We start from the raw sequence: 20124 nt of genomic DNA, 5'->3' as shown, positions 1-20124 counted from the left end.
AGCAAAGCTCCCTCGTTTACAAGTGAGATAAGAAACAGCAGCTGACTCTAATTTCGCTAAGTAAGACTATAATAATTGTTGGAATTTTGTTCCTTAGCTTAAATATTATATCATATTAGGTCGATTATTGGTGAATTACGTTAATTTATTCGCAGGGGCGGAAGAATAAAGATCTTACCGCCGGATGTGAATCGGAGCGAGCGCAGTTTCTCTATGGAGCAGGGGAATATCCGGTGGGAATTGATTTATCAGACTGTACAATTGATGGCATTATGGTATCTGATACACATATAGAATTGCGTGGGGCAAAAGTAAACACGGTCCAGGCGGTAGAAATAGCCCAAATATTAGGAGTAAGGGTTGTTTAAAATGCTTTGCTATTTTGCCGTGCAGAAATTTGTCTGGTTTTTAGGGCAAATAAAAATACCGGCACTCGAGGGAGTAACCGATATTTACGAATTATATCTTTTATTTGCGAAATTATATCTTTGCCTCTTTCTTAAATGGCCATATAATTTTGTAACCAACACCCACGACTTGTTCCACCGGTATGGCCCCATTAACCCTACTATCTATGCTATTAACCGTATTATCTCCTAAAACAAATATGGAGTTATCAGGTATCTTATAGGGTCTACCAGGTATCCCATATGTTCCTAAACCATCATAGTGAATACTCATTAATTTGGAATCATCAGTAATAGCCCCATTAATATATACGCTTCCATCCTTTATCTCAATGGTTTCTCCTTCAAGTGCAGCTACCCTGCTGACAAGCATTTTATCCTTCTCATTTTTATAAATTACAATATTTCCTCGTCCTATGAAGTAGCTGACAAGTAATAAGGCTATGATAAATACTATCGCTTTGAACCATTGGCGCAGATACAGATGACCAAGACCCGGTATGAGAATTTGTCTGGCCAGATTGACTTGGTTTTGTTTTGAGCTTACACTGTTGCTGAGAATGGGTTATCCAACGCTTTGATCATGAAACATAAAAAGACCTGCCCTATGGCAGGCAAGTCTTAAAAACAGAAAAGGGGCAATAAAGTGATCAGGGCAATTGTATTACTGATAGTTATTGGAATAGTCCTTTATTTCCTTCTGGAGATAAAGGCAAAGCTTTTCCCATCCTTCTAATTATTTCCCTCCGCCCGCTCCCGTAAGCCCTTTCACGGAGCGGTCCATTTGGCTGTATTTTTCAAAAATAACTTGTCGTCATATTTGTTTAAAGATGTAACTTAATTTATTCAAAATCTGGAGGTCTATTTATGTTAAAAGATAAAATTCTTGATGCAAAATTAGACGAGAATTCCATAGAAGAAATATGCTTTGAAAATGAAACGATTACAGAACTGGATGTTTCCAAAACGGAATTTAGGCTGGTACAATTTAATAAATGCCGATTTACCGCTTGCGATTTTACCGGTGTCGGTTTTTATAATACGACTTTTGAAAATTGTGATTTCTCTAATTGTATATTCACCAATAGTTATTGGAAGAACGCTAAAATCATAGACAGCAAGGCTGATGGCAGTAATTTTAACCAGACTGTTTTTAAAGAAGTTCAGTTGGATAGAAGTTCTTTTCATTATGCAAATTGCGTTAATACATTTTGGGAGAATTGTTCTATTAACGATTGTAATTTTAGAGAAGCCTTTATGTCTGAGGTGAAATTCAAAAAGATGAGACTCAGAAAAGTGGATCTCACAAGTGTCGATTTCTTTAAAACTTCATTAAAGGGAATTGATTTATCAGACTGTACGATTGATGGCATTATGGTATCTGATACACATATAGAATTACGTGGGGCAAAAGTAAACACGGTTCAGGCGGTAGGAATAGCCCAAATATTAGGAGTAACGGTCATTTAAGCTGCTTTGCTATTTTGCCGTACAGAAATTTGTCTGGTTTTTTAGGGCAAATAAAGCATGCCCGCTTATAATTCATTATCGCCACTTCTTTGAAAACTCTGATAAGGCTTCATCACAAAGTCTATAAGTCCTAAGATTGCTTATGGGAAATGCGCCCCACTTTTTATATAGTTTAATCGCAGGATCATTCCAATCATGACATGGCCATTCCAGTCTTCCGCAATCCCTTTCAACCGCTAATTGAGCAAGGTAGGATAACATCGTCTTACCGAATCCCTTTCCTCGCATTTCAGGTTCTATATACAGATCAACTAACCCCATTCCCTTTCGCCCAAGAAAAGTGGAAAAGGTGGGATGAAACAATGCAAAACCTACGGGTACCCCGTTGAACTCCCCAATCAGCGCTTCTGCACCGCCCCGGTCAAACATGTCCCTTTCCAATACTTCTGAGGTACAGGTGACCTGGTCTAACTCCCCTTCATAGGCAGCTAGATCCCTAATGTATTTTACAATCAAGGGAACATCTCCTCTTTGAGCAAAACGCAGACGAAACCCAAGGATTTTTGTTTCGATATTTGTCATTACTTCACCCTCCTTTTTCTATTAAAAGCAGAATTATTCATAGCGCAAATAAATCCTCTAATACCCTTGTAGTTCAGTCAATTTCCCCGGAACACCTTATGACCCAATGTTACCATAACTATTTTTGCATAATCAACAAATTCTTACTATTCGCTCTCTTTTCTTCTGTAATATTACCAATGTATAAGCCATTCCTGATTGTCAGCTAACCAAAGAATTGAAGGAGGTATTCCTCGATGACAAATAGTAAAATTAATATCCTTTCCAAAGGTTGATGGATTTTGGAAAAGCTAAAAAGTGTCAGGAAAAACTTACAAAATTGAGGAAGTGAGTGCTTAAAAATTAAGCAGGGATCATAGTCCCTGCTTAATACTGCTATTCGCATCTGCAATTTAACTCAGCTATTTTACCAGCAGCTCAATAAGACCGGAAATCATCTTGGCAGCTTCCGCTCTGGTAGCATTACCTGCAGGGTCAAAGGTATTATTACCCTTTCCTGTAATAATACCAACCTGCTGTATCTTGTACACAGAGTCTTTTGCAAATGGAGCAATCTTACTGTCGTCCACGAAGGCAGTATGCGCTTGCGTTGGATCCAGATCAATTGCCATCTCCGCGGCAAACCGGTCGATGATTACTGCCATCTCCTGCCTGGTGATACGCTTACTGATCCCAAAAGACCCATCCTCGTAACCGCTGACTATCTTTTTCCCTGCTGCCCAGTTGATAAAATCGCTGTACCATTGGCCTTCTTTTACATCGTTAAAGCCGGCAGATGCGGCATTCTTAACATCCAAGCCATCAATAGAATTGATCAGCATCTTGATAAATTCCGCTCTGGTCACGTAATTGTTGGGAGCAAATTTATTAGGTGCTGTACCATTTATAATGTTTCTTGCCGCTAAGAATGCAATGTATTGTTTTGCCCAATGATCAGCAGTATCGGTAAAACTAACCTGGTTGGAGATAACAGCAAATCTGCTGAATCCGGTAGTGACACCATACCCTTTGCTCCCGCTGATCACAGAGTTCTTCATGATCTCCCCGTTATGTGTCATAACATCAGTTGGTGACCCAGGCCTGGTTACGGGAAACTCCAATGTAGTTCTGCCATTCAGCCGGGTGATGATCCCTTTTTCGTCCTGTAATGTCACTTCAAAAGTATCAGTTTCACCGGAAACTTTGCTAACAGTCAGCTTCAAACCGCCGTTCGCTTGCTCTAATACCTCTTTGGGCATTATTACCGTGCCTACGGGTGTCCGGAAGGCTACTTTTTCTACACCGTCTGCCAGCAGATTGCTTTGAGATTGGCTGAGCTCCAAAGTAAATTCATGAGCAGTGCCGGCATCTGCCCCAATCACTTCAAAGCTTATGATGTTTTCCTTATCGCTTTTCTTCATTTGTAAAGCACTGCTTATCTGCAGATCAGTCGGCGTGACGACAGCCGTACTGCCGTCTATAACCGGGCTGACCGGTACGCTGATCGTGTTACCTGAAACTGTGGAAGCAGAATCGTCCGGTGTTTCAGGCTCGTCGCTGCCGCCACCGCCGCCGCCGGAACCGCCGCCAGTGGAGGAACACTTTGCCGTTACCGTCACATTTTCCGCCGGCATGGTGAATTTATTATCGGTAACCGTCACATCTTGACTGCTTTCGTCTCTTGTTACCTTCCATGCGTCAAATTTGAAGCCGCTGTTGGCTTTAAAGGAAAGGGTAACGGTCTCTCCTTCTTTTGCCCGGCCACTGCTGGGGACGACTGTAATAGTGCCGCCAGATACGGATTCAACGGTAATTCTGTAAGTATCCGGATCCGGTGGGTCATTATTTAAAATTAAAGTAATCGGTGTTTTTTCGGTACTCATATAAATCGTGCCCGTCTCGAAACGCTGAGCACTGATTTCATCAATCACTAAGCTGCCTGTACCGTCTTTATCACCTACGTATCGCACATCTACGGTGCAGGTTACCTCGCCGCTAAAAATGTCCGCCTTCGATTTATCTTCATCAGGCTCTTCACCAAGATTTATATTTGAAAACGCAAATACCATGCCCTGACGGTTCGACCCTTCTGCGATTGCCTGCGGGCCAGAGGTATCCGGGGGAGTTACATTTGTATTGTAACTGACTGATACGATTTCCACGTCGGCACTTGGCACAACTATAAACTGCATCCCCACAAATGGTTGCTGAAAATCCTCTACCCTGATGGTAAAGCTGCCGTTGCCGTTCTGATCCAGTAGAACATTTGCAGAGGAAACGCTGTAATCTAACGGCGACGAGTTGGTGGCTAAGGCCTGGCCGGCCGAAAAGAACAGAGCCATTATTACTAGTGTCATGATAAAACACTTTTTCATGGGTTATACCTCCTTCTGGGAAAATACCGCCGGGGTGCGGCTGCCGCTTGGATAAACGCCTGAGCGGCAGCCGGCCCCACAGCAGCGGTTACACTCATATGTTTGCGTTAACCCGCTTACCTTTGCTATAACAATCTGTAAAGCGCGATAATATCCATGGTGTCGATTAAACCATTGCCCACCAGATCAAAGCGTGATGCCTCTTCCCACATGCTATGGCCTTCACCGATCAGGAAGTAGTGGTAGACTACCAGGGCGATATCCTCTAACGTGAGTTCGTAATCGCCATTCAGGTCCAGGTTATGTCCGGAGACGATTACCGTTGCTTCCCGATTCGTGATCGTTACATCGGGGGAGCTTGTCGTATTGCCATCAACACTGATTGCTGTGAAGCTGAAATCATTCAGCAGGCCTTTCAGCTCCGTTCCATAGGCCACGTTATCCTTCACGCGCAGGGAAATTACCGCCACGTCCTGCGGAGCTATGGTCGTGTAGGTCATGTCCCGTTTCGCAATGAAGAAGGTGAGCTTAAACTTGCCGGAAATTGCGTCATAGCTTTGCTCCACACTCTCCGTGGGTACCTGCAGCACGATTTCGTAATCCTCGAAATCCAGATAGTCGGTATCGAAATCAGCTTCAATGACAAACATATTGGCGCGTTCGACATCGTCCATGGAGATCACGTAGTCCACCTGCTTGTTGTTTAACACATACACCTTTTCCTGCGCATTGATGGCTGCGGAAGGAGTCAGGCCGCCAGCGCTGCCTAGCGGGATCTTTTGCCCCGTGGTCACCACGGTGAGCTCGACCTTCTGCTCCTCTTCCACCGCCGAATGCAAGCGCAGCATCACTTCGCCGTCCTTGTAGGAGTAGAAACGGAAGGGCATCCGCTCGCCATCGACTTCCACGATGAAGCTGCTCTGCACGTTATCGACGGTGAGTTCCTGATTGAAATCGAATTTTAACACTGCGGTGCTGTAGAAGCCAAGATTGCTCGCCACGCCGGTCACGGGCGCTATCAGGGCTTCGTCTTCAGCCGAGCGGACCGGCTTCTTCACGTAGGGATACTCCAGGAAGGGATTGTTAAAGCTCTTCGTAGGCTCCTCCGGGAAGTAGTGTACGCCGCCTTTGAAGTCATACCTGTTGTTCGGGAAGTCAGGGTTGAGTTCATCCTTCAAGGTGATATCGTAGATATTGGCTGTGGCCCAGGATACCCACTTGAAGTCCGGGTTGGAATAGCCGGTATAGGGGTCGTAGTTCAAAGTTATGGGGTTAGTGCAGCCCCAGGCGATCAAAGCGTCTTCGCTGTCGATCTTCAGGGTTTCTCCGTTTCCATGGAGCCCATATTGGAGCGTGAGGCGTTCATTAAGCTCTTCGTCATACTGCAGATACTTCCAGTCGCCGGGCAGCACTCTGTATTCGGGGTTGCCGAATTGGGGAACGCCGTTTTCGTCACAGTACCACAGGCCCAGATCGCCGTCGAAGTAGAGCCGCTTAAAGGCTTCGAAGCCAAATGGGTCGTAACGCCAGAATGTCCAACGGTTACAGATGGGCGTCCAGGTGCCGTCATTGGTGCCGTCCTTGGATTGGCGCATCGTGCCATGCCAGTAGGTGGAGCCGGTGGAGACGTACTCGCCCCGGGAGGACAAATAAGCGCCCACATTGTTAACGTCATACCATCTCCGGCCATTCTCGTAGCTGGTCGCAGCGTTATGTGCAGAGGTGATATCGGTGTACACAAAGGGAGCATAGCTGCTGCCGCCCGTGTAGCTGTCTACACCGTGCCCGCCTTCATGGTAGAGGAGGAACTCATTCTTGTATCTGGTTAAGCTGTAGTCGCGCTCTATATTGACCGCTTCATCCTGGAATTTGGTGCCGCCCCAGCCTTCCACATACAGAGCATTATGATAAGAGCTGTTTTCCTGGTTTCTCGACTGCTGCATGGCATGCTGGCCTTCGGCGATGATCTTCATGCCGCCGTTTTGTCTTGTGGCGTAGTCGGCAATCCTTTGGCCAACCCGGTCAAACGTGACGGGGGTGAGGGCTCCGCCGGAGGCGTTGGGGTAAGTAATGGTTTGGTTATTGGCGCATTGGGAGTCATAATAGTAGCCCGCCAATTCAATCGTCTTTTTCGACACCCCGGTATCGGCGTAAATGTAAACGCCGGTGAGCGGGCTGCGGTAGACATTGCCTACCCAGGGATGGAATTCCGCCCCGTAATTATCGCTCGCTAGTGCATTACCGTCCCAGTCGCGGATGGGCGTGTTGTCCAGGAATCGCACTCTGATCATGCCGTTGATGCCGGCGCCCCGCGCTACCGCATCATCCACACCGACAAATTCGCCCTTTTTCAGAGCGGTGGCGCTGGGCTGCTGACTATTCGGTATCCAGCCGCCATTGGCCACGCTGCGCTCATCGAGGTCCTCCTGGGTAAAGCCCGAGAAGCCCTCACCGAAAGTACCGGTGGTCAGATTGGATGCCGACAGGGTAATGGCTTTCCATAAATAGCTTCCCCTGATGTTGGTGCTGAGGGGGGTCCAGGTGGCGCCGCCGTCCAGGCTCCGTTCTATCTGCCAGTTACTGGAGGTACAGGCCGCGGTCATATCCTTAATCTCGCGGTTGAACTTAACCTCGACCTCGCTGCTGGAAATCACCCAGACGTGCTCAATCTCCAGCTCTTCATACTCTTCGCCGTCGATGTTGTAATTATCCGCCTGGGTATGCCAGAACCAGGGCATGCCGGACCGCACGCCGTCTCTGCCGGTGTCAAAGCCCGCGGTCTGGTTGGAGAGGCCGGAGAAATATTCCCATTCGCCGAATATACCACACATCGGCCGGAACAGATCCGGGTCATACCTTTTCAGCTCTTCACGGGTGTTGACCGGGAAGGCTTCGGAATGCCATGCGCCGTCCGCAGATTCCGGGATAAATTCATACCACACCATGGCGGCATAGGTAAAGTAATCCTCCGCGCTTTCCATCATCTTAGTGGTGCCATTACCCCACATATTGTTGGCCTTGGCATGGTTGTAGGCATCCTCAATATGCTTCGCGTAATTATAGTCGTCGTAATCGTTCATAAAACTCCTGGGGGTGCGCGGGCAGCCTTCCACCACACCCAGCGTCCAGAACAGCCGCGCGAACGCCTCGCCCATATAGAAGAGGTCGCTTTTGGGCCTGTCCATCTCGCCGGTACTGGCCTGACGCATCACATCATCAGCGGTGGTGACGATGATCGGCTTATCCAAGGTGCCGGCGATGTGGGTGCGGGTAAAAGCGTCGGTGGTTTCACCGGACACATATAGTTCACGGTATTCCGGAGCCTGGTACACGGATTGATCCGTGCCCACAATCTTTACGCAGAGACCCGCTTCCACGGCATTTTGAGTCAGCAATTCCGCACGGCCCGTCATCTTGTTGATGCCCTCGCCGCAGAAATTGATTACGTACTCACCGTTATAGGCGACGCCTTTGATCGAGTCGTTTGCAGCAAGTGTACCGTTAGCCGCGTTGCCGGTGGCATGGATTTTGGATTTTTGGCCTATTTGCCTATAGGTGTAGAAGGGTTTCCAGACGGCCTGTGTTTCCGCACTGGTGGCAATCAGGACAACCTTCACCCGTTCAGCGGCAGCAGGGCCAAGCGTAGTGTAAGTACCCGAGTTCGGCGTCACGGCGGTTCCCGTCCGTCCACTCAACGTACCCACATTCAGCGGATCCTTTAAGCGGATATTGACCGCCGGCGCAGTTTCATAAGAGCCAAAATCGAAATATGAGAGGTAGTCATAATCCACTTCCTCGCCGTCTACCGTAACCTTAAAGGTGGCGGCAGCAGCGGCGGAGTCGAGTATCGGCGTATCGAAGCCGATCTCAATTTCCCTGTCCGTGATGAGGTAAACATAGCTCACCACGCTGACATCACCTGACTGCTCCTCTAGCATAAGGCCGGGAGGAGCCTCCGGGACATAATCCTCTACTTCCCCATAAACATCGCTCACCACGCCGGCATCACCTGACTGCTCGTCCAGCATAAGGCCGAGAGGAGTCTCCGGGACATAATCCTCTACTTCCCCGGGCTTCAGGCTGTAGTCCTGTTGGATGGGCGTTTGCAGATCGAACGGTTCGCCGCTATCCGCTAAAAGCCAGCTCGTAACGATTTTGGTGCCGCTGGCGTCGATTGCAGGTATATCTGCTTCGTCGAGACAGTCGCCGTCTTTAACGTCCAGTGTGCCCATCACGGTTACGCCGTCGGTCCAAAGGAATTCCACCTTATATGAAGCAGCAGATAAGCCCAGCTCATCTGCAAAAGCAGCGGTAACTCCGATAAGGCATAATAACAAAAAAATAGCGCAAAGGATTAAGTGCTGATATTTTTTTGATTTCATTCGTACCATCCTCCCCCAGAATTACATTTTATCCCAGAATTGCATCTTTTGCCCCAATAATTTAAGCCCCCTTAGTTTTTGCAGCCTGTTATTCTGGAGACGGCAACTCCATTTTCAGCCTCGTTTTTGTTTGCCGGGAACAAGGCTAACCCTGCCGTTAGATCCGCCGCATATGCCTGAAACCACCTCTTTTCTTTTCAAACGGATACCAAACCGGATACCCATTATCTAATTATTCACCAAAGACCATTTCCTCATGGTACTCTGACTATCTCCGTCCTGGTCTTGATGCCTTAAAACCCAAACAAAGAACGGATCCCGTAATGTTTTCCCTAACAAGCATTTTAAGGCTGATGTCTTTACGTTTGGCGTCCTTTTCTGACTCAAGGCAGTCAACGTAACGATTTAGGCAATTCCTATAGGATGCCACAGTGTTGCCACTGGCTGCCCCATATACCTTATTAAAAACGCCAACATTACGTTGACGTCTTTGCCTTGCTCAGCCCAGCGGTTCAGGTTTGCATATGCGAAGTGGTGCCGAAAATCAAATGCGCGAGGTTTGAACTGCGGCGCGGTCAACCCGGTGGGAACAGGCCCATTTCTGTAAAATATCACTTGCAGGGCTTGAAGAAAGAAGAACTAAAGGATTACATTCAGACCCGATTAAAATACGCTGGTGCCATGGAAACAACCCAGCTGCTTCTTCTCTTTCAATGTGACTAGGTAATCTAACTTTTATATGGTAAAGCAGCTCTAATTTGACTGAAAAGGTTTAATTTAATCCAAAACAATGTGCTTATGATGTCAGTTTTGATTTGGCGATTCACATTTTACACAATGCCAAAGACCTTTTTTTGGAAAATCATGAAACAATTAGGTTCTAGCTTGAGTATATATCATATTCGATATAATCTAAATTTTTCCTTTATTTTACTAAAATTTTTTAAAAAATAGCTTAAATTTTAGTTTATAGTAAACTTTTTATACTAGGTAATCATAACCACCCGATTATAGCATATTTGATATAATCTAAATTTTTCCGGAGCACGCAAAACTACATCAGTTGACTGGAGAAAACGCTGAACGACGGTTTTCAAAATGCTGTAGAACTCAGTCTGACTGTTACCATATTGTAAGGTCTTTTGCTTAGTTCAATCTAACAGGAATTCTCACAAATATAGCGAACCAAAAAATATTGTGAAGTTGCCACAGATGATATTTTTATCCTCTGGACTGGCGAGATAGTAGGTTGAGTTTTAATGCAAAAAAACGCATAAACATTTTAGTTTAGGCGTTTTTTTGAGGAAAGTTAATTCTCTTTCCGGTTTTAGCTTATTTGTTTAATCAGGTAAAATCAAAGGATCTACGATTTATAGTTTAATCTCGCTTGGCTTTTCCTGTGCAACTTTTATTCTTGTTTTGCTAAGTGCTTCATCGACATCATCAAAAAACCGGCGCAAGTGGGCCTCCGGAGGCGGTGCTGTAGCGTAAGAAACCGCAAAATAAACTATGGCTTCCGCGGCAAAGCCCCAATATACCGCATCAAAACCAAAAGGTGTGGGCCAAACAAATGAAGTCAAAGCGCCAACCACAAAACCCGTAACCATAGCTGCGCATACCCCTTGCTTAGTGGATCGTGGCCAGAAAAGGGCCCCAAGAATAGGAATGAAAAAGGCTAAACCGGTTGCCCTAAGAGCGTAAGCCCCCATTAAAGCAATCATGGTTGGATTCCATATTCCCAGGACCAAGCAAACTCCCACCCAGAACATCACACATACTCTGCCCCAGAAAACCAGTCTTTTTTCCGGCATATCAGGATTTATTCTGGCTATCACATCTTTGATTAATATAGAAGAAGCTACCAGCATAATGGCACTTACGGTTGACATAGCGGCTGCAATTGCTCCCATTCCTAAAATGGATGCTACAGCTGGATGGACGTATGTGGCCAGCAAGGTGGGAATAACCATATCAGGGTTGCTAAGCTCCGGCAGGACAGCAGCTCCAATCAAACCGCAAAAAACTACTGGAAAAGTTGTTAATGGAATGGCATACGGCATTAATTTAGATGTATTTGAAACAACAAACAAGTTTTTTGCCCCAAAATATTTTACAATCATTTGGGGATAGGTAACAATGGCCGGCCCCAGCATAAAGAACCAGGCAATCCAGTTTTTCTGGGTAAAGTATCCGCCTCCTCCCGGAAATCCCAATAACTCCGGTTTTGTGTTCATTATTTTTTGTACTACCGAAGTAAGCCCGCCTACATCGGACGATGCCAGGATACTAAACATGGCGATCCATAAGGCTACAAAAAGTATTATGCCTTGTAACACATCCGACCAGGCGACCGATCTTAAGCCAACGACAGTTGTAATGGTAAGTAAGATGAGAAATACAACTAAACCGGTATTAAAAGAAATTTGTCCTTGGGATAGACCTTCGTAAATAGTTCCAATTCCAGTAATTTGAATACTAACGTGGGGAATAACCGCAATTAACGACATTATTGCTACTAAATAACGGACAAAATTGCTTTGATACCGATCAGATAGAAAGTCTGATGGTGTTACATACTTATTTTTTTGTGCCAGTACCCATAGGCGTGAGCCGAAATAAAGGCCGGTAAATCCCAGGCTCATATCAGCTAAGGCTAGTACCCACCAGCCCAGGCCTTGCTTAAATCCGCCTCCCGCCATCCCCAAAAAAGTCCATGCGCTAAAAAGTGTGGCGTAAAGCGTCCAAAAAATAACTAGTGTACCAAAAGATCCCGAACCAACAAAATAATCCGTTATTTCTGATTTAGCCCGTTTATTAGCCATATATGCAATACTTAACATTATTAGAATATAGATAACAGTAACTGTAAGTAATGCGATGGTGGTACTACTCATCATCAATCCCTCCCCGTATCATTGTTTTTATAAGGTTTTCAGTGAAGCTATTTTGTTTATTTTTTTCTAATGCCTGTGCCACAATTGCTTTATATTACAGTTCTTTTTCCTTTTCCCTCATAAATACCCACCATAATGTCAAATATATAACCTGCACAACCATTAGCACGAGCAGCCAATTTGGCAGCCAGCCAAAAGCTAAAGGCTCCACGCCGAGTTTTCCCCAAGGAAAGAAAATAAAGAAAATCCAAAATAGGGTAAATATTGAACCCCACATTTTCCCTCTCTTAGTTTTTGGCCAAATTCTCCAGCTGTAATCAAACATATTTGAACACCTCCTATTTTTTTCCTTTTAGGCGCCAACTCTTAATGCAATAAAACTTTTAATAGATATCAAATTATGTATACTTATATTCATGTATACAGAAATTTAACAGAATCTACCCTCCTTTCTACAGAATAATCTCAACCCTCCCCTCAAATGAATTTTCAATAAAAGCCAGAATTATGATAGAGAACCGATATACCTGAGCACATCCGAAAGCCCGACTATGTCGCCGTATTTGCCCCCCATATCCAGCATATTGGCATTATGTGGCCCTTCAGCACGGTCGGCAACGCACTCGGGTACAATAATGGTGCGGAACCCAAAGGCGCAGGAATCACTCACTGCGGCACGAACGCAGCCGCTGGTAGTGCAACCGGTGACTATTACCGTATCCACCCTTTGGGAAACAAAGATCGAGACCAGATTTGTGCCGAAGAAAGGTGAGGCGGTCTTTTTCAGCAGCAGTACCTCGCGCTTGGGATCGTATCCGAGGCGGTGATCCACCTCCATACTGGGCGCATTCATCTTCAGATGTTTCAGTCCGGGCATTTTGCTGTACCAGATCGCCGCATCTTTCATGTTGTCGCTGAATGCCTCCGTGGAAAAAACCACGGGCAGATCCTTGACCCGCGCCGCGTCTAGAAGTTCTCTCGTGTGCGCCAGGTGGCTATCCATATAATCGCTGCCAAATGGCGAGCCGGCCTTGGAGGTAAAACCCTGCACAAAATCGACAACCAAAATAGCCGGCCTTTTACCAAAGCCTACGCGTCCGCTCATACCGGATTTTTTATATAAATCCTGAATACTATTATTCAACATTTTTTCTCTCCTTTTCTTCTGGCCTTCCAGCGTGTCTTGGCCCCTTCGGTCTAATAGGCGGCTAGGCGCTCAAGCACCTCGTTCAGTGACATTACGTCACTGTATTTACTGTCGATATCAAACAAGTTTGCCAGATGCGGTGCCTCAGCGCGGTCGCCGACACAATCAGCCGGGACGATTGTCCTGAAGCCGAACTGGCAGGCGTCCACAACTGTAGCACGAACGCAGCCGCTGGTAGTGACTCCGGCTACGATGACAGTATCCACACCCTGAGAAATCAGTATGGAAATTAAATTTGTACCAAAGAAGGCTGATGCGCCTTTTTTGATCAGCACAGTATCGTACTCCGGGTCCACGCTCAGCCTGCCATCAATCTCTATGAATTCGCTGTTTAACATCAGATGTTTGTGGCTGGTAATCTTTTTCGACCAGATGCCGTCGTCTTTCAAATGCGCCTGATAGCCGACTGTGGTGAACACGACCGGCATATTTTTGCTGCGCGCCAGCTTCAGAAGCTTTACTGTGGCGGCCAACTCTTTGCTGAAATCTCCGCCCAGGGGATAGGAAGGGTCGGTAAATCCCTTGCAGAAATCCACAACCACTACGGCAGGCATCTCACCAAAGCCGATACGGTACCCCAACTGAGCCCGCTGATAGATTTGTTGCAAGTCGTCTTGTTTCATTTTTATACCTCCGTTTTGTTTATTACCTGTATCCTGATTAACCGGATAACTGGTCAATGAAAACAAATTTATGTTGTATACTTGTATACTACGCACAATAATAAGCGATATGATGAATATGTTTAAACACACCCAACTTTTTTACTAACGATGAAATTGACGGGTAAGAGGAAAAAATTTTTTCGGGACATTATCAGGCTTTTTGGGATACCAAGGAAAAGACTAAAAAAGAGGATAACCGAAAAAACAAACAAAAACTCTCAAAGATGCGAAATGATAAGTTTCCAGGATATCATTTCGAGAATGCTTGTTTTGGGATTACTTTGTCTCATACCAGGCCTTCTTCATATATCTTGGAATAAATTGATCAACCATCTTCAGCTTCTTCCTCAAGTAACTCTGCTATATGTACCCCCAGAGCCTTGGCAAGTTTTTCAACAATCGGCAAAGTAGGTTGTTTTTCTCCTGCCTCAAGCTCACTTATATATGCCTGAGATACCCCCGATAGTTCAGCTAAATACCCTTGGCTCCATCCATGGCTTGTGCGGGACCTCTTAAGCCTAATTGCAAACATTTATATCACCTCCGCTATTTATAATATATCGCCTTAGTTATATATAGTCAATAACTCTAACGATTATTTAAAGAAAAAAGTACATATGATAATATAGCTATAGCGATATATTTTTAGGTGGTGGATATTTTGAATATTTCGGGAAAGTTAGTAAACTTGAGAAACCAGCAAAACATAAGCCAATATAAACTTGCAAAACTCTCCGGCGTTTCCCAGGCTGGATTAAGCGACATAGAATTAGGCAAAAAACAACCAACGGTTCATACTCTCGAAAAAATACTTCAGGCATTAAATATCTCATGGGCGGAATTCTTTGCTGAAGATCTTCCGGACATACCGCCTGATATTCGGAGTATTATCGAGATCGTCAAAAGGCTTACCCCTACCCAGCGGGAAGCGCTCCAGCATTTTCTTGAGACATTGCAAATAACAAAATAAATTTATTTAAAAGGACAATTGATGTTTAGGGCACTCCATACTCAACCGGAGAGATGTCAGGTATCTATTCAAACAATCCCGATATCATTAAGCTCAAAGTCTCTTATTCGCTTTTGGCCTTCATTGGAAATCATAATCACCACAGCCATATGATTTCTATCGAACTCTATTAACATTTGAGACAATTTTGTTGCCACTAATGCGCATCGGTTGTTTTAGCTATCAATTCAGCTTTTTGTTGATCAAAAACCTGTACCATTTCGTCCTTACCTGCTGGTCTGAGACTAAAAGTGTCAGAAGGTTTTACCTGGTCTTCCATAAGTTTAATTAGGCTATTTACAACCTCCGGCAACGCTTTTATTTCCCTGACGGAGGCAGCTAAAAACCCTTTTGATACACGACCAATAAAATTGTTTAAGGTATGAAATATCTCATCCTTGCGTTTCTCAGCTTCCGATTTTTACACCCATCTCACCTCCTCATGTTTAAATATCCCATTTTATGTCAATTATATTAGCTAGCTTTAGCCTTATTTTGGCAAGTTTATTCGCTAAGTGTGAAAGTAATGGGCACAAAAAAATCACTTTTGTGAATTCCTAGAACATTAGATATTCCTGATGCAACTTTTTCTGGGATATTTCGCTCCCCATTCTCATACATATTATATGTTGACACTGCTACGCCAAGTTTCTCAGCCATTTCAAGTTGGGTAATTTTCTTTTCTTTTCGAACTTCTGATAGTGTTTTCATATTATCACCTCTTTTACTTCACATTTAGCGAAACTTTATAAATATAGTCTATATTCACGCTTAGCAAATGTCAACAATTAGTTTTTCATTTTGTGAAACATTGTTTATCTTTTTTATATATTTGTTAAACTGTATTTAGATTCACAACTTGTGAAAAGAAGGGGAATCCCTATGGAACCGTTAGCGAAGAGAATTAGACTATTACGAGAAGAAAAACAGTTAACCCAAATTCATTTAGCAAAAGTCTTAAATATTGAGAATTCCACATTGTCTCAATATGAAAGCGGACAAAGGACTCCGAGTGATGAAGTAAAAATTAAAATTGCTGATTATTTTAAGGTTAGCTTAGATTTCCTTCTTGGTAGATCGGAAGAACGCCTAATAAAGAATTTCAATATCCATTCACTTGTCATTCCTGTTCTTGGCACTATACGCGTTGGCCTCCTTATCCTAGCCCAGGAAAATCGGGAAGATGAAATTGAAATACCTTCGGAATTACAGGCAGACTTTGCTCTCCGGGTTAAGGGGGATTCGATGTCCTGGGTGGGAATTCATGAGGGGGATCTTGCCTTGATGCGCCAGGTGGATACCGCTTCACACGGTATGATCGTGGCTGCCATTGTCCAGGATGTCGATTGTGAAGCGACTCTAAAGTTTTATATCCAGGAAAATGGACAATTTGTGCTCCGGGCAGCAAATCCGGCATATGAAGATATTAAAATAACGGACAATCACCGGATAATTGGGCAACTGGTTAAGGTGATTAAGAAGCCGCCAAGCTTTTTAACATATAAAAATCACTTGGTGGATAAGGAATTAGCTGATAAAGGTTGGACCAAGGCTATTGAGAAAGGTGTTCAAATGGGATTTAACGGAGAAAGTTTAGAAAAGGCTATTGAGGTTTTGGGATTGGTAAAAAAAGGATAAGAAAAAGACCTGCTACTTATTAGTAGTAGGTCTTTTGTAGTTTGTGATAATTCGACAAAAATAAACATTATATTCTCTTACCTATCAACTTTTCAGTTTATTAAATATCTTGAGTATTTTCAATTGATCGAACGCCCTCAGTACTTCTTCAAAAGTAAAATGAGGTTTAAGTTCTCTTACATCAGCTGCTATGTCAGTACTGCTTATTTCCCATCTATTAGACAAATAATTTTTATAAATATAAATTATAGTAGACCGTAATTCCAGATCTCTCGCAGTCATCTTACTAAATAATTCCATTACCTCGTTAATACTACCTTCATTTTTATTTAAAAAATCTTTAGCTTTTTTTATATATTCTTCCGCTTTTTGTGAAGGTTCAATACTATAACCGGACCCAATATTATATATTTTTACTCCATCGATTGCCTCTGTATAATCTAAATCAGACAGTACATCGGCACAATATGGTCCATAGGTATATAAAGAAAAACTATACCCGCAAGGCACTTTAAAAACCTCTTGAAGAATAAATAAATATTTCATCACCGCAGTTTTTCCGAACTGCATTGTACCCCCTTGAGACATTTTTGCCAATTTTGAGATCAAACCGACTCTATTCCACAAATGATTAATAGATTCCATTATTCACACACCCATTTCTAAATGCTTTTGAATCTTTTCTTTTAAGCTATCTTTCAATACCTGCTTTACATAAAGATGAAAGCGATAGACTTCAAGATCTTCTTCCTTTCCGAAATACTACCGGCTGTAATCAGTCTAACCCTTAAAAGGCATTTATCTATAATATTCCCATAAATTCTACATTTATCCACAGTTTCCTTGTTTTTATACGTGGATCATGCGAATCCGCTTTTTTAATAAGCTAAGGAAATCTCCTGCCAGAGTTTTTCCTCCCTGTAACAATTAAAACTTTGGTATCCATACAGATTCAACTTTATCATCATTAAATATTTTGCACATACTATGAAATATCAAGAATAGCAAGTCGTGCTTCAAAGGAGAACACTATGTATAAAAATGAACACATTTTGAAATTAATGACCTATAACATCCACAGCGGTAAAGACCTCTGGATGCGGCCATCCTTCAATAATGTAATCCGGTATATGGAGAACACACAAGCAAATGTCATGTGTATTCAGGAAATAAATGAAAATGAAAAAAGAGGATATCAAGTCAGCAAAATCAACAATACTTTGCAAACGTATTGTAGCTTCGCTCCTAATGTCCCTCTAGGTGGAGGATATTATGGAACAGCCACCTTTACTTCTCTTTCTATTTCAGAAAATCATCATTTTCTTTTACCCAGCAAAAAAGAACAGCGCGGCCTGCTGCACACTGTTCTTTCCCTGGGAATCCAGAGGTTACATGTATTAAATACTCATTTAGGCTTAGCAAAAGTAGAACGCAATCAACAATTTCAATTTATAAGGGAATATATTTCCCAACTGCATCCTCCCGTTATTCTTATGGGAGATTTTAATACAACAACTCCGGAACTACAGGACACCCCCCTAATAGATGCTGCACAAATTTCAAGGCAAGAACACATCCCTACGTTTATCCCTATGCATAAGAGAATCGATTATATTTTTCTTTCTCCGTCTATAAAGGTTTTACATTACCATGTAGCACCTTCCAGTTTTTCCGATCATTATCCTGTTCTCATACAGGTATTAATCTGATTAGCAAGGGTATAACTCAAGCCTGCTTGCTATAACATTGACACCGGTCAAGAAAAATGCTCCGATCCTATGTCCTTGCAGACCTTACTTTATTCGCTTGAACTCCATCCCCTTATACACTCTGAAAGGATTGCCCCGTTCCAATAGTTCATGCTGGATCCACATAGTTTGTTTTGCCAGTGTTTGTACATCCGTATGTTGTTTTGCAATAATTTCAGCTAGGCGGTTTAAAGCAAGCTTTTTATTCAGATGCTGGGTCCTGGCCTCTGTTGCAACAACTGCAAGGCCTGTTGGTATATGAACAGCCCGGACTCCCGTTTCCACCTTATTCACATTTTGACCGCCATGCCCACCACAGCGAAAAGTTTCAAAACGGATAGGCTTTTCTGAAAATTCAACCTGGGCCTGTTCTTGAAAAATGCTAAGATCAATGAACCAATTCTTACGTTTATGCTTTGGCCGGAAAGGGCTTTGGGCGACCCATTTGATTGTACCGTCCAGATAATTTACATCTTCATCTACCGACAGCACTACCGATTTAAAGCAGTCCGCATATTGTCCCCTTACTTCCTCGACAATTTTTACACCTTTCATTTCCCGCATAAAAACCTTCAGGAACTTTCCTACGGCCAGCTCACATTCAGCCGGACCTTTTCCTGAACTAATTTGGATCAGCATTTAATCACCCCTTATAAGTCAGCACCGGTTTGAGCGCTGCGACAATTTTAATTAATCCGAACTCTAAAAGACTCTCAATTACCATATCAATGTTTTTATATGCTTCCGGCGCTTCTTCAAAAAGCAAATCTGCATCATGACAGACAATCCAGCTTTTCAGTTTTGTTTCCCTGATGGTGTCTCTGTCATATTTGTCACGAATCCGGGACTTGCACAGACTCCTCGCCCATTTCCTGCCTGCTCCGTGAGAAAGGGAATATGCCGATTCTTCTACTTTATCAGTTGGCCTCACAATGTAAGTAAGAGATCCTCTCGATCCTGGTATCACCACAGCTCCCACCTCTGCAGAAACAGCCCCTTTGCGGTGTATAAACAAATGATCCTTTTGTTCTAAAAAATTATGCTTGCAGTCAATCACAGTTGCCGCTTGAGAAGCATAACCCAGGTAATCAATCAGTTTATTTGCCACAACAATGCGGTTGCGTTCTGCCCACAAAAGAGCAGTCCGGTGCTTTTTCAGATAGCATTTTGCTTCCATGCTGCCAACCAAATAGCCCTGGGGATCACTAAACTCTCTCAATATACTCTGCCCGTATCCCCTTGAGCCGCTATGAATCAGCAGGAGTAAATCATCTTTGCTGATATTGAGTTTTTCAAATTCCGCCGGATCAAACACTTCCTGCAAAACCTGAAATTCCGCAAAATGATTACCACTCCCAATGGTCCCCAGATCATAAATAGGACTTTGTTCGTCATAAGGGTTAACAGTTTCAAGATCAGCAAGCTCGCGAATATGGTTCAGCCTTGTTACCCACCGGTCCATCTTGAACCTTTTTCTTTCGATACCTGTGTTAAACAGTCCCATACCGCAGCCAATATCATTACCGATAATATGGGGGTAAATGATACCTTCCGAAACGATCGCAACACCGATTGGTGTTTTTCCGGCATGGAGGTCCGGAAGTCCCACAGCTTTAACCACGCCCTTTAAATTGGCCAGCCCTTTTAGCTGCATCATGGCAGTATGCTCCACCCAGTTCTTTCCTCTGGTGATCAATAACGTATTACTCATTCAATTCTCCTTTTCATTTAAAAAAATGCACAAAAATACCGTGGATAAACAACCCAC

Annotated in this window: 18 protein-coding genes; 5 read left to right on the top strand and 13 right to left on the bottom strand. The window is 43.7% G+C overall.

The features are described 5' to 3' along the window. Positions 1-233: 233 nt before the first annotated feature. Positions 234-368 carry a hypothetical protein gene (locus tag DCMF_RS30145; protein WP_257790929.1) on the top strand — a complete coding sequence of 45 codons (135 nt, stop codon included), beginning with the start codon at positions 234-236 and terminating at the stop codon, positions 366-368. Positions 369-480: 112 nt separating this feature from the next. On the opposite strand, the gene lepB is transcribed toward DCMF_RS30145, so the two are convergent. Further along, complete coding sequence (gene lepB, locus DCMF_RS20105; protein ID WP_335582439.1) at positions 481-909, bottom strand: signal peptidase I; 429 nt, start codon at positions 907-909, stop codon at positions 481-483. A 365-nt stretch (positions 910-1274) separates the two neighbouring features. Here lepB and DCMF_RS20095 point away from each other — a divergent pair, with 365 nt between their 5' ends. Next, complete coding sequence (locus tag DCMF_RS20095; RefSeq protein ID WP_148136075.1) at positions 1275-1877, top strand: pentapeptide repeat-containing protein; 603 nt, start codon at positions 1275-1277, stop codon at positions 1875-1877. A 75-nt stretch (positions 1878-1952) separates the two neighbouring features. Here the strand turns inward: DCMF_RS20095 and DCMF_RS20090 are convergent, their stop codons facing one another. The 8 genes from DCMF_RS20090 to DCMF_RS20055 form a co-directional block, all read right to left on the bottom strand. Next, positions 1953-2459, bottom strand: coding sequence for a GNAT family N-acetyltransferase (locus DCMF_RS20090; RefSeq protein WP_214658762.1), 507 nt, complete (start codon positions 2457-2459; stop codon positions 1953-1955). A 401-nt stretch (positions 2460-2860) separates the two neighbouring features. After that, a complete protein-coding gene (locus DCMF_RS20085) occupies positions 2861-4813 on the bottom strand; it encodes an S-layer homology domain-containing protein (RefSeq protein WP_148136074.1) in 1953 nt (650 codons plus the stop codon). A gap of 125 nt (positions 4814-4938) precedes the next feature. Continuing rightward, positions 4939-9195: a hypothetical protein gene (locus DCMF_RS20080; protein WP_148136073.1), complete on the bottom strand. Its 4257-nt coding sequence runs from the start codon at positions 9193-9195 to the stop codon at positions 4939-4941. A gap of 1370 nt (positions 9196-10565) precedes the next feature. Next, positions 10566-12092: a sodium:solute symporter family protein gene (locus DCMF_RS20075; protein ID WP_148136072.1), complete on the bottom strand. Its 1527-nt coding sequence runs from the start codon at positions 12090-12092 to the stop codon at positions 10566-10568. A 91-nt stretch (positions 12093-12183) separates the two neighbouring features. Continuing rightward, entirely contained in the window at positions 12184-12414 is a 231-nt protein-coding gene (locus DCMF_RS20070; protein WP_148136071.1) for a hypothetical protein, read from the bottom strand. 180 nt (positions 12415-12594) lie between these two features. Continuing rightward, positions 12595-13236, bottom strand: a complete 642-nt coding sequence (locus DCMF_RS20065) for an isochorismatase family protein (RefSeq protein ID WP_148136070.1) — start codon at positions 13234-13236, stop codon at positions 12595-12597. Between the two features lie 50 nt (positions 13237-13286). Continuing rightward, on the bottom strand, positions 13287-14015 hold the full coding sequence (locus tag DCMF_RS20060; RefSeq protein ID WP_236860074.1) for an isochorismatase family protein: 729 nt from the start codon (positions 14013-14015) through the stop codon (positions 13287-13289). Positions 14016-14286: 271 nt separating this feature from the next. Continuing rightward, entirely contained in the window at positions 14287-14493 is a 207-nt protein-coding gene (locus DCMF_RS20055; protein WP_148136069.1) for a helix-turn-helix domain-containing protein, read from the bottom strand. A 129-nt stretch (positions 14494-14622) separates the two neighbouring features. On the opposite strand from DCMF_RS20055, the gene DCMF_RS20050 reads away from it, so the two are divergent. Then, positions 14623-14931 carry a helix-turn-helix domain-containing protein gene (locus tag DCMF_RS20050; RefSeq protein WP_214658761.1) on the top strand — a complete coding sequence of 103 codons (309 nt, stop codon included), beginning with the start codon at positions 14623-14625 and terminating at the stop codon, positions 14929-14931. 543 nt (positions 14932-15474) lie between these two features. On the opposite strand, the gene DCMF_RS20045 is transcribed toward DCMF_RS20050, so the two are convergent. Next, positions 15475-15681, bottom strand: coding sequence for a helix-turn-helix domain-containing protein (locus DCMF_RS20045; protein ID WP_148136067.1), 207 nt, complete (start codon positions 15679-15681; stop codon positions 15475-15477). A 171-nt stretch (positions 15682-15852) separates the two neighbouring features. Between DCMF_RS20045 and DCMF_RS20040 the strand changes: the two genes are divergently transcribed. Next, a complete protein-coding gene (locus tag DCMF_RS20040) occupies positions 15853-16608 on the top strand; it encodes a LexA family protein (RefSeq protein ID WP_148136066.1) in 756 nt (251 codons plus the stop codon). An 84-nt stretch (positions 16609-16692) separates the two neighbouring features. Here DCMF_RS20040 and DCMF_RS20035 read toward each other — a convergent pair whose 3' ends face one another. Next, positions 16693-17253, bottom strand: coding sequence for a hypothetical protein (locus DCMF_RS20035; RefSeq protein ID WP_236860073.1), 561 nt, complete (start codon positions 17251-17253; stop codon positions 16693-16695). Between the two features lie 386 nt (positions 17254-17639). On the opposite strand from DCMF_RS20035, the gene DCMF_RS20030 reads away from it, so the two are divergent. After that, positions 17640-18317, top strand: a complete 678-nt coding sequence (locus tag DCMF_RS20030) for an endonuclease/exonuclease/phosphatase family protein (protein ID WP_148136065.1) — start codon at positions 17640-17642, stop codon at positions 18315-18317. Between the two features lie 84 nt (positions 18318-18401). Here the strand turns inward: DCMF_RS20030 and prfH are convergent, their stop codons facing one another. Together prfH and DCMF_RS20020 are read right to left on the bottom strand one after the other, a co-directional pair. Beyond that, positions 18402-18995, bottom strand: coding sequence for a peptide chain release factor H (prfH, locus tag DCMF_RS20025; RefSeq protein ID WP_148136064.1), 594 nt, complete (start codon positions 18993-18995; stop codon positions 18402-18404). Positions 18996-18999: 4 nt separating this feature from the next. Next, positions 19000-20067, bottom strand: coding sequence for an RNA ligase RtcB family protein (locus DCMF_RS20020; RefSeq protein WP_148136063.1), 1068 nt, complete (start codon positions 20065-20067; stop codon positions 19000-19002). Positions 20068-20124 lie beyond the last annotated feature (57 nt).

Source organism: Candidatus Formimonas warabiya (assembly GCF_002777255.1).
GTDB classification, from domain to species: Bacteria; Bacillota; Dehalobacteriia; order Dehalobacteriales; family Dehalobacteriaceae; genus Formimonas; species Formimonas warabiya.
This window is presented reverse-complemented; position numbering and strand designations above follow the sequence as displayed.

What these genes read in the sequence shown, in the direction of transcription:
- DCMF_RS20095 (WP_148136075.1), top strand. Translation starts at nt 1,275, where the DNA reads ATGTTAAAAGATAAAATTCTTGATGCAAAATTAGACGAGAATTCCATA.
- DCMF_RS20090 (WP_214658762.1), bottom strand. Translation starts at nt 2,459, where the DNA reads ATGACAAATATCGAAACAAAAATCCTTGGGTTTCGTCTGCGTTTTGCT.
- DCMF_RS20085 (WP_148136074.1), bottom strand. Translation starts at nt 4,813, where the DNA reads ATGAAAAAGTGTTTTATCATGACACTAGTAATAATGGCTCTGTTCTTT.
- DCMF_RS20080 (WP_148136073.1), bottom strand. Translation starts at nt 9,195, where the DNA reads ATGAAATCAAAAAAATATCAGCACTTAATCCTTTGCGCTATTTTTTTG.
- DCMF_RS20075 (WP_148136072.1), bottom strand. Translation starts at nt 12,092, where the DNA reads ATGATGAGTAGTACCACCATCGCATTACTTACAGTTACTGTTATCTAT.
- DCMF_RS20070 (WP_148136071.1), bottom strand. Translation starts at nt 12,414, where the DNA reads ATGTTTGATTACAGCTGGAGAATTTGGCCAAAAACTAAGAGAGGGAAA.
- DCMF_RS20065 (WP_148136070.1), bottom strand. Translation starts at nt 13,236, where the DNA reads ATGTTGAATAATAGTATTCAGGATTTATATAAAAAATCCGGTATGAGC.
- DCMF_RS20055 (WP_148136069.1), bottom strand. Translation starts at nt 14,493, where the DNA reads ATGTTTGCAATTAGGCTTAAGAGGTCCCGCACAAGCCATGGATGGAGC.
- DCMF_RS20045 (WP_148136067.1), bottom strand. Translation starts at nt 15,681, where the DNA reads ATGAAAACACTATCAGAAGTTCGAAAAGAAAAGAAAATTACCCAACTT.
- DCMF_RS20040 (WP_148136066.1), top strand. Translation starts at nt 15,853, where the DNA reads ATGGAACCGTTAGCGAAGAGAATTAGACTATTACGAGAAGAAAAACAG.
- DCMF_RS20035 (WP_236860073.1), bottom strand. Translation starts at nt 17,253, where the DNA reads ATGGAATCTATTAATCATTTGTGGAATAGAGTCGGTTTGATCTCAAAA.
- DCMF_RS20030 (WP_148136065.1), top strand. Translation starts at nt 17,640, where the DNA reads ATGTATAAAAATGAACACATTTTGAAATTAATGACCTATAACATCCAC.
- prfH (WP_148136064.1), bottom strand. Translation starts at nt 18,995, where the DNA reads ATGCTGATCCAAATTAGTTCAGGAAAAGGTCCGGCTGAATGTGAGCTG.
- DCMF_RS20020 (WP_148136063.1), bottom strand. Translation starts at nt 20,067, where the DNA reads ATGAGTAATACGTTATTGATCACCAGAGGAAAGAACTGGGTGGAGCAT.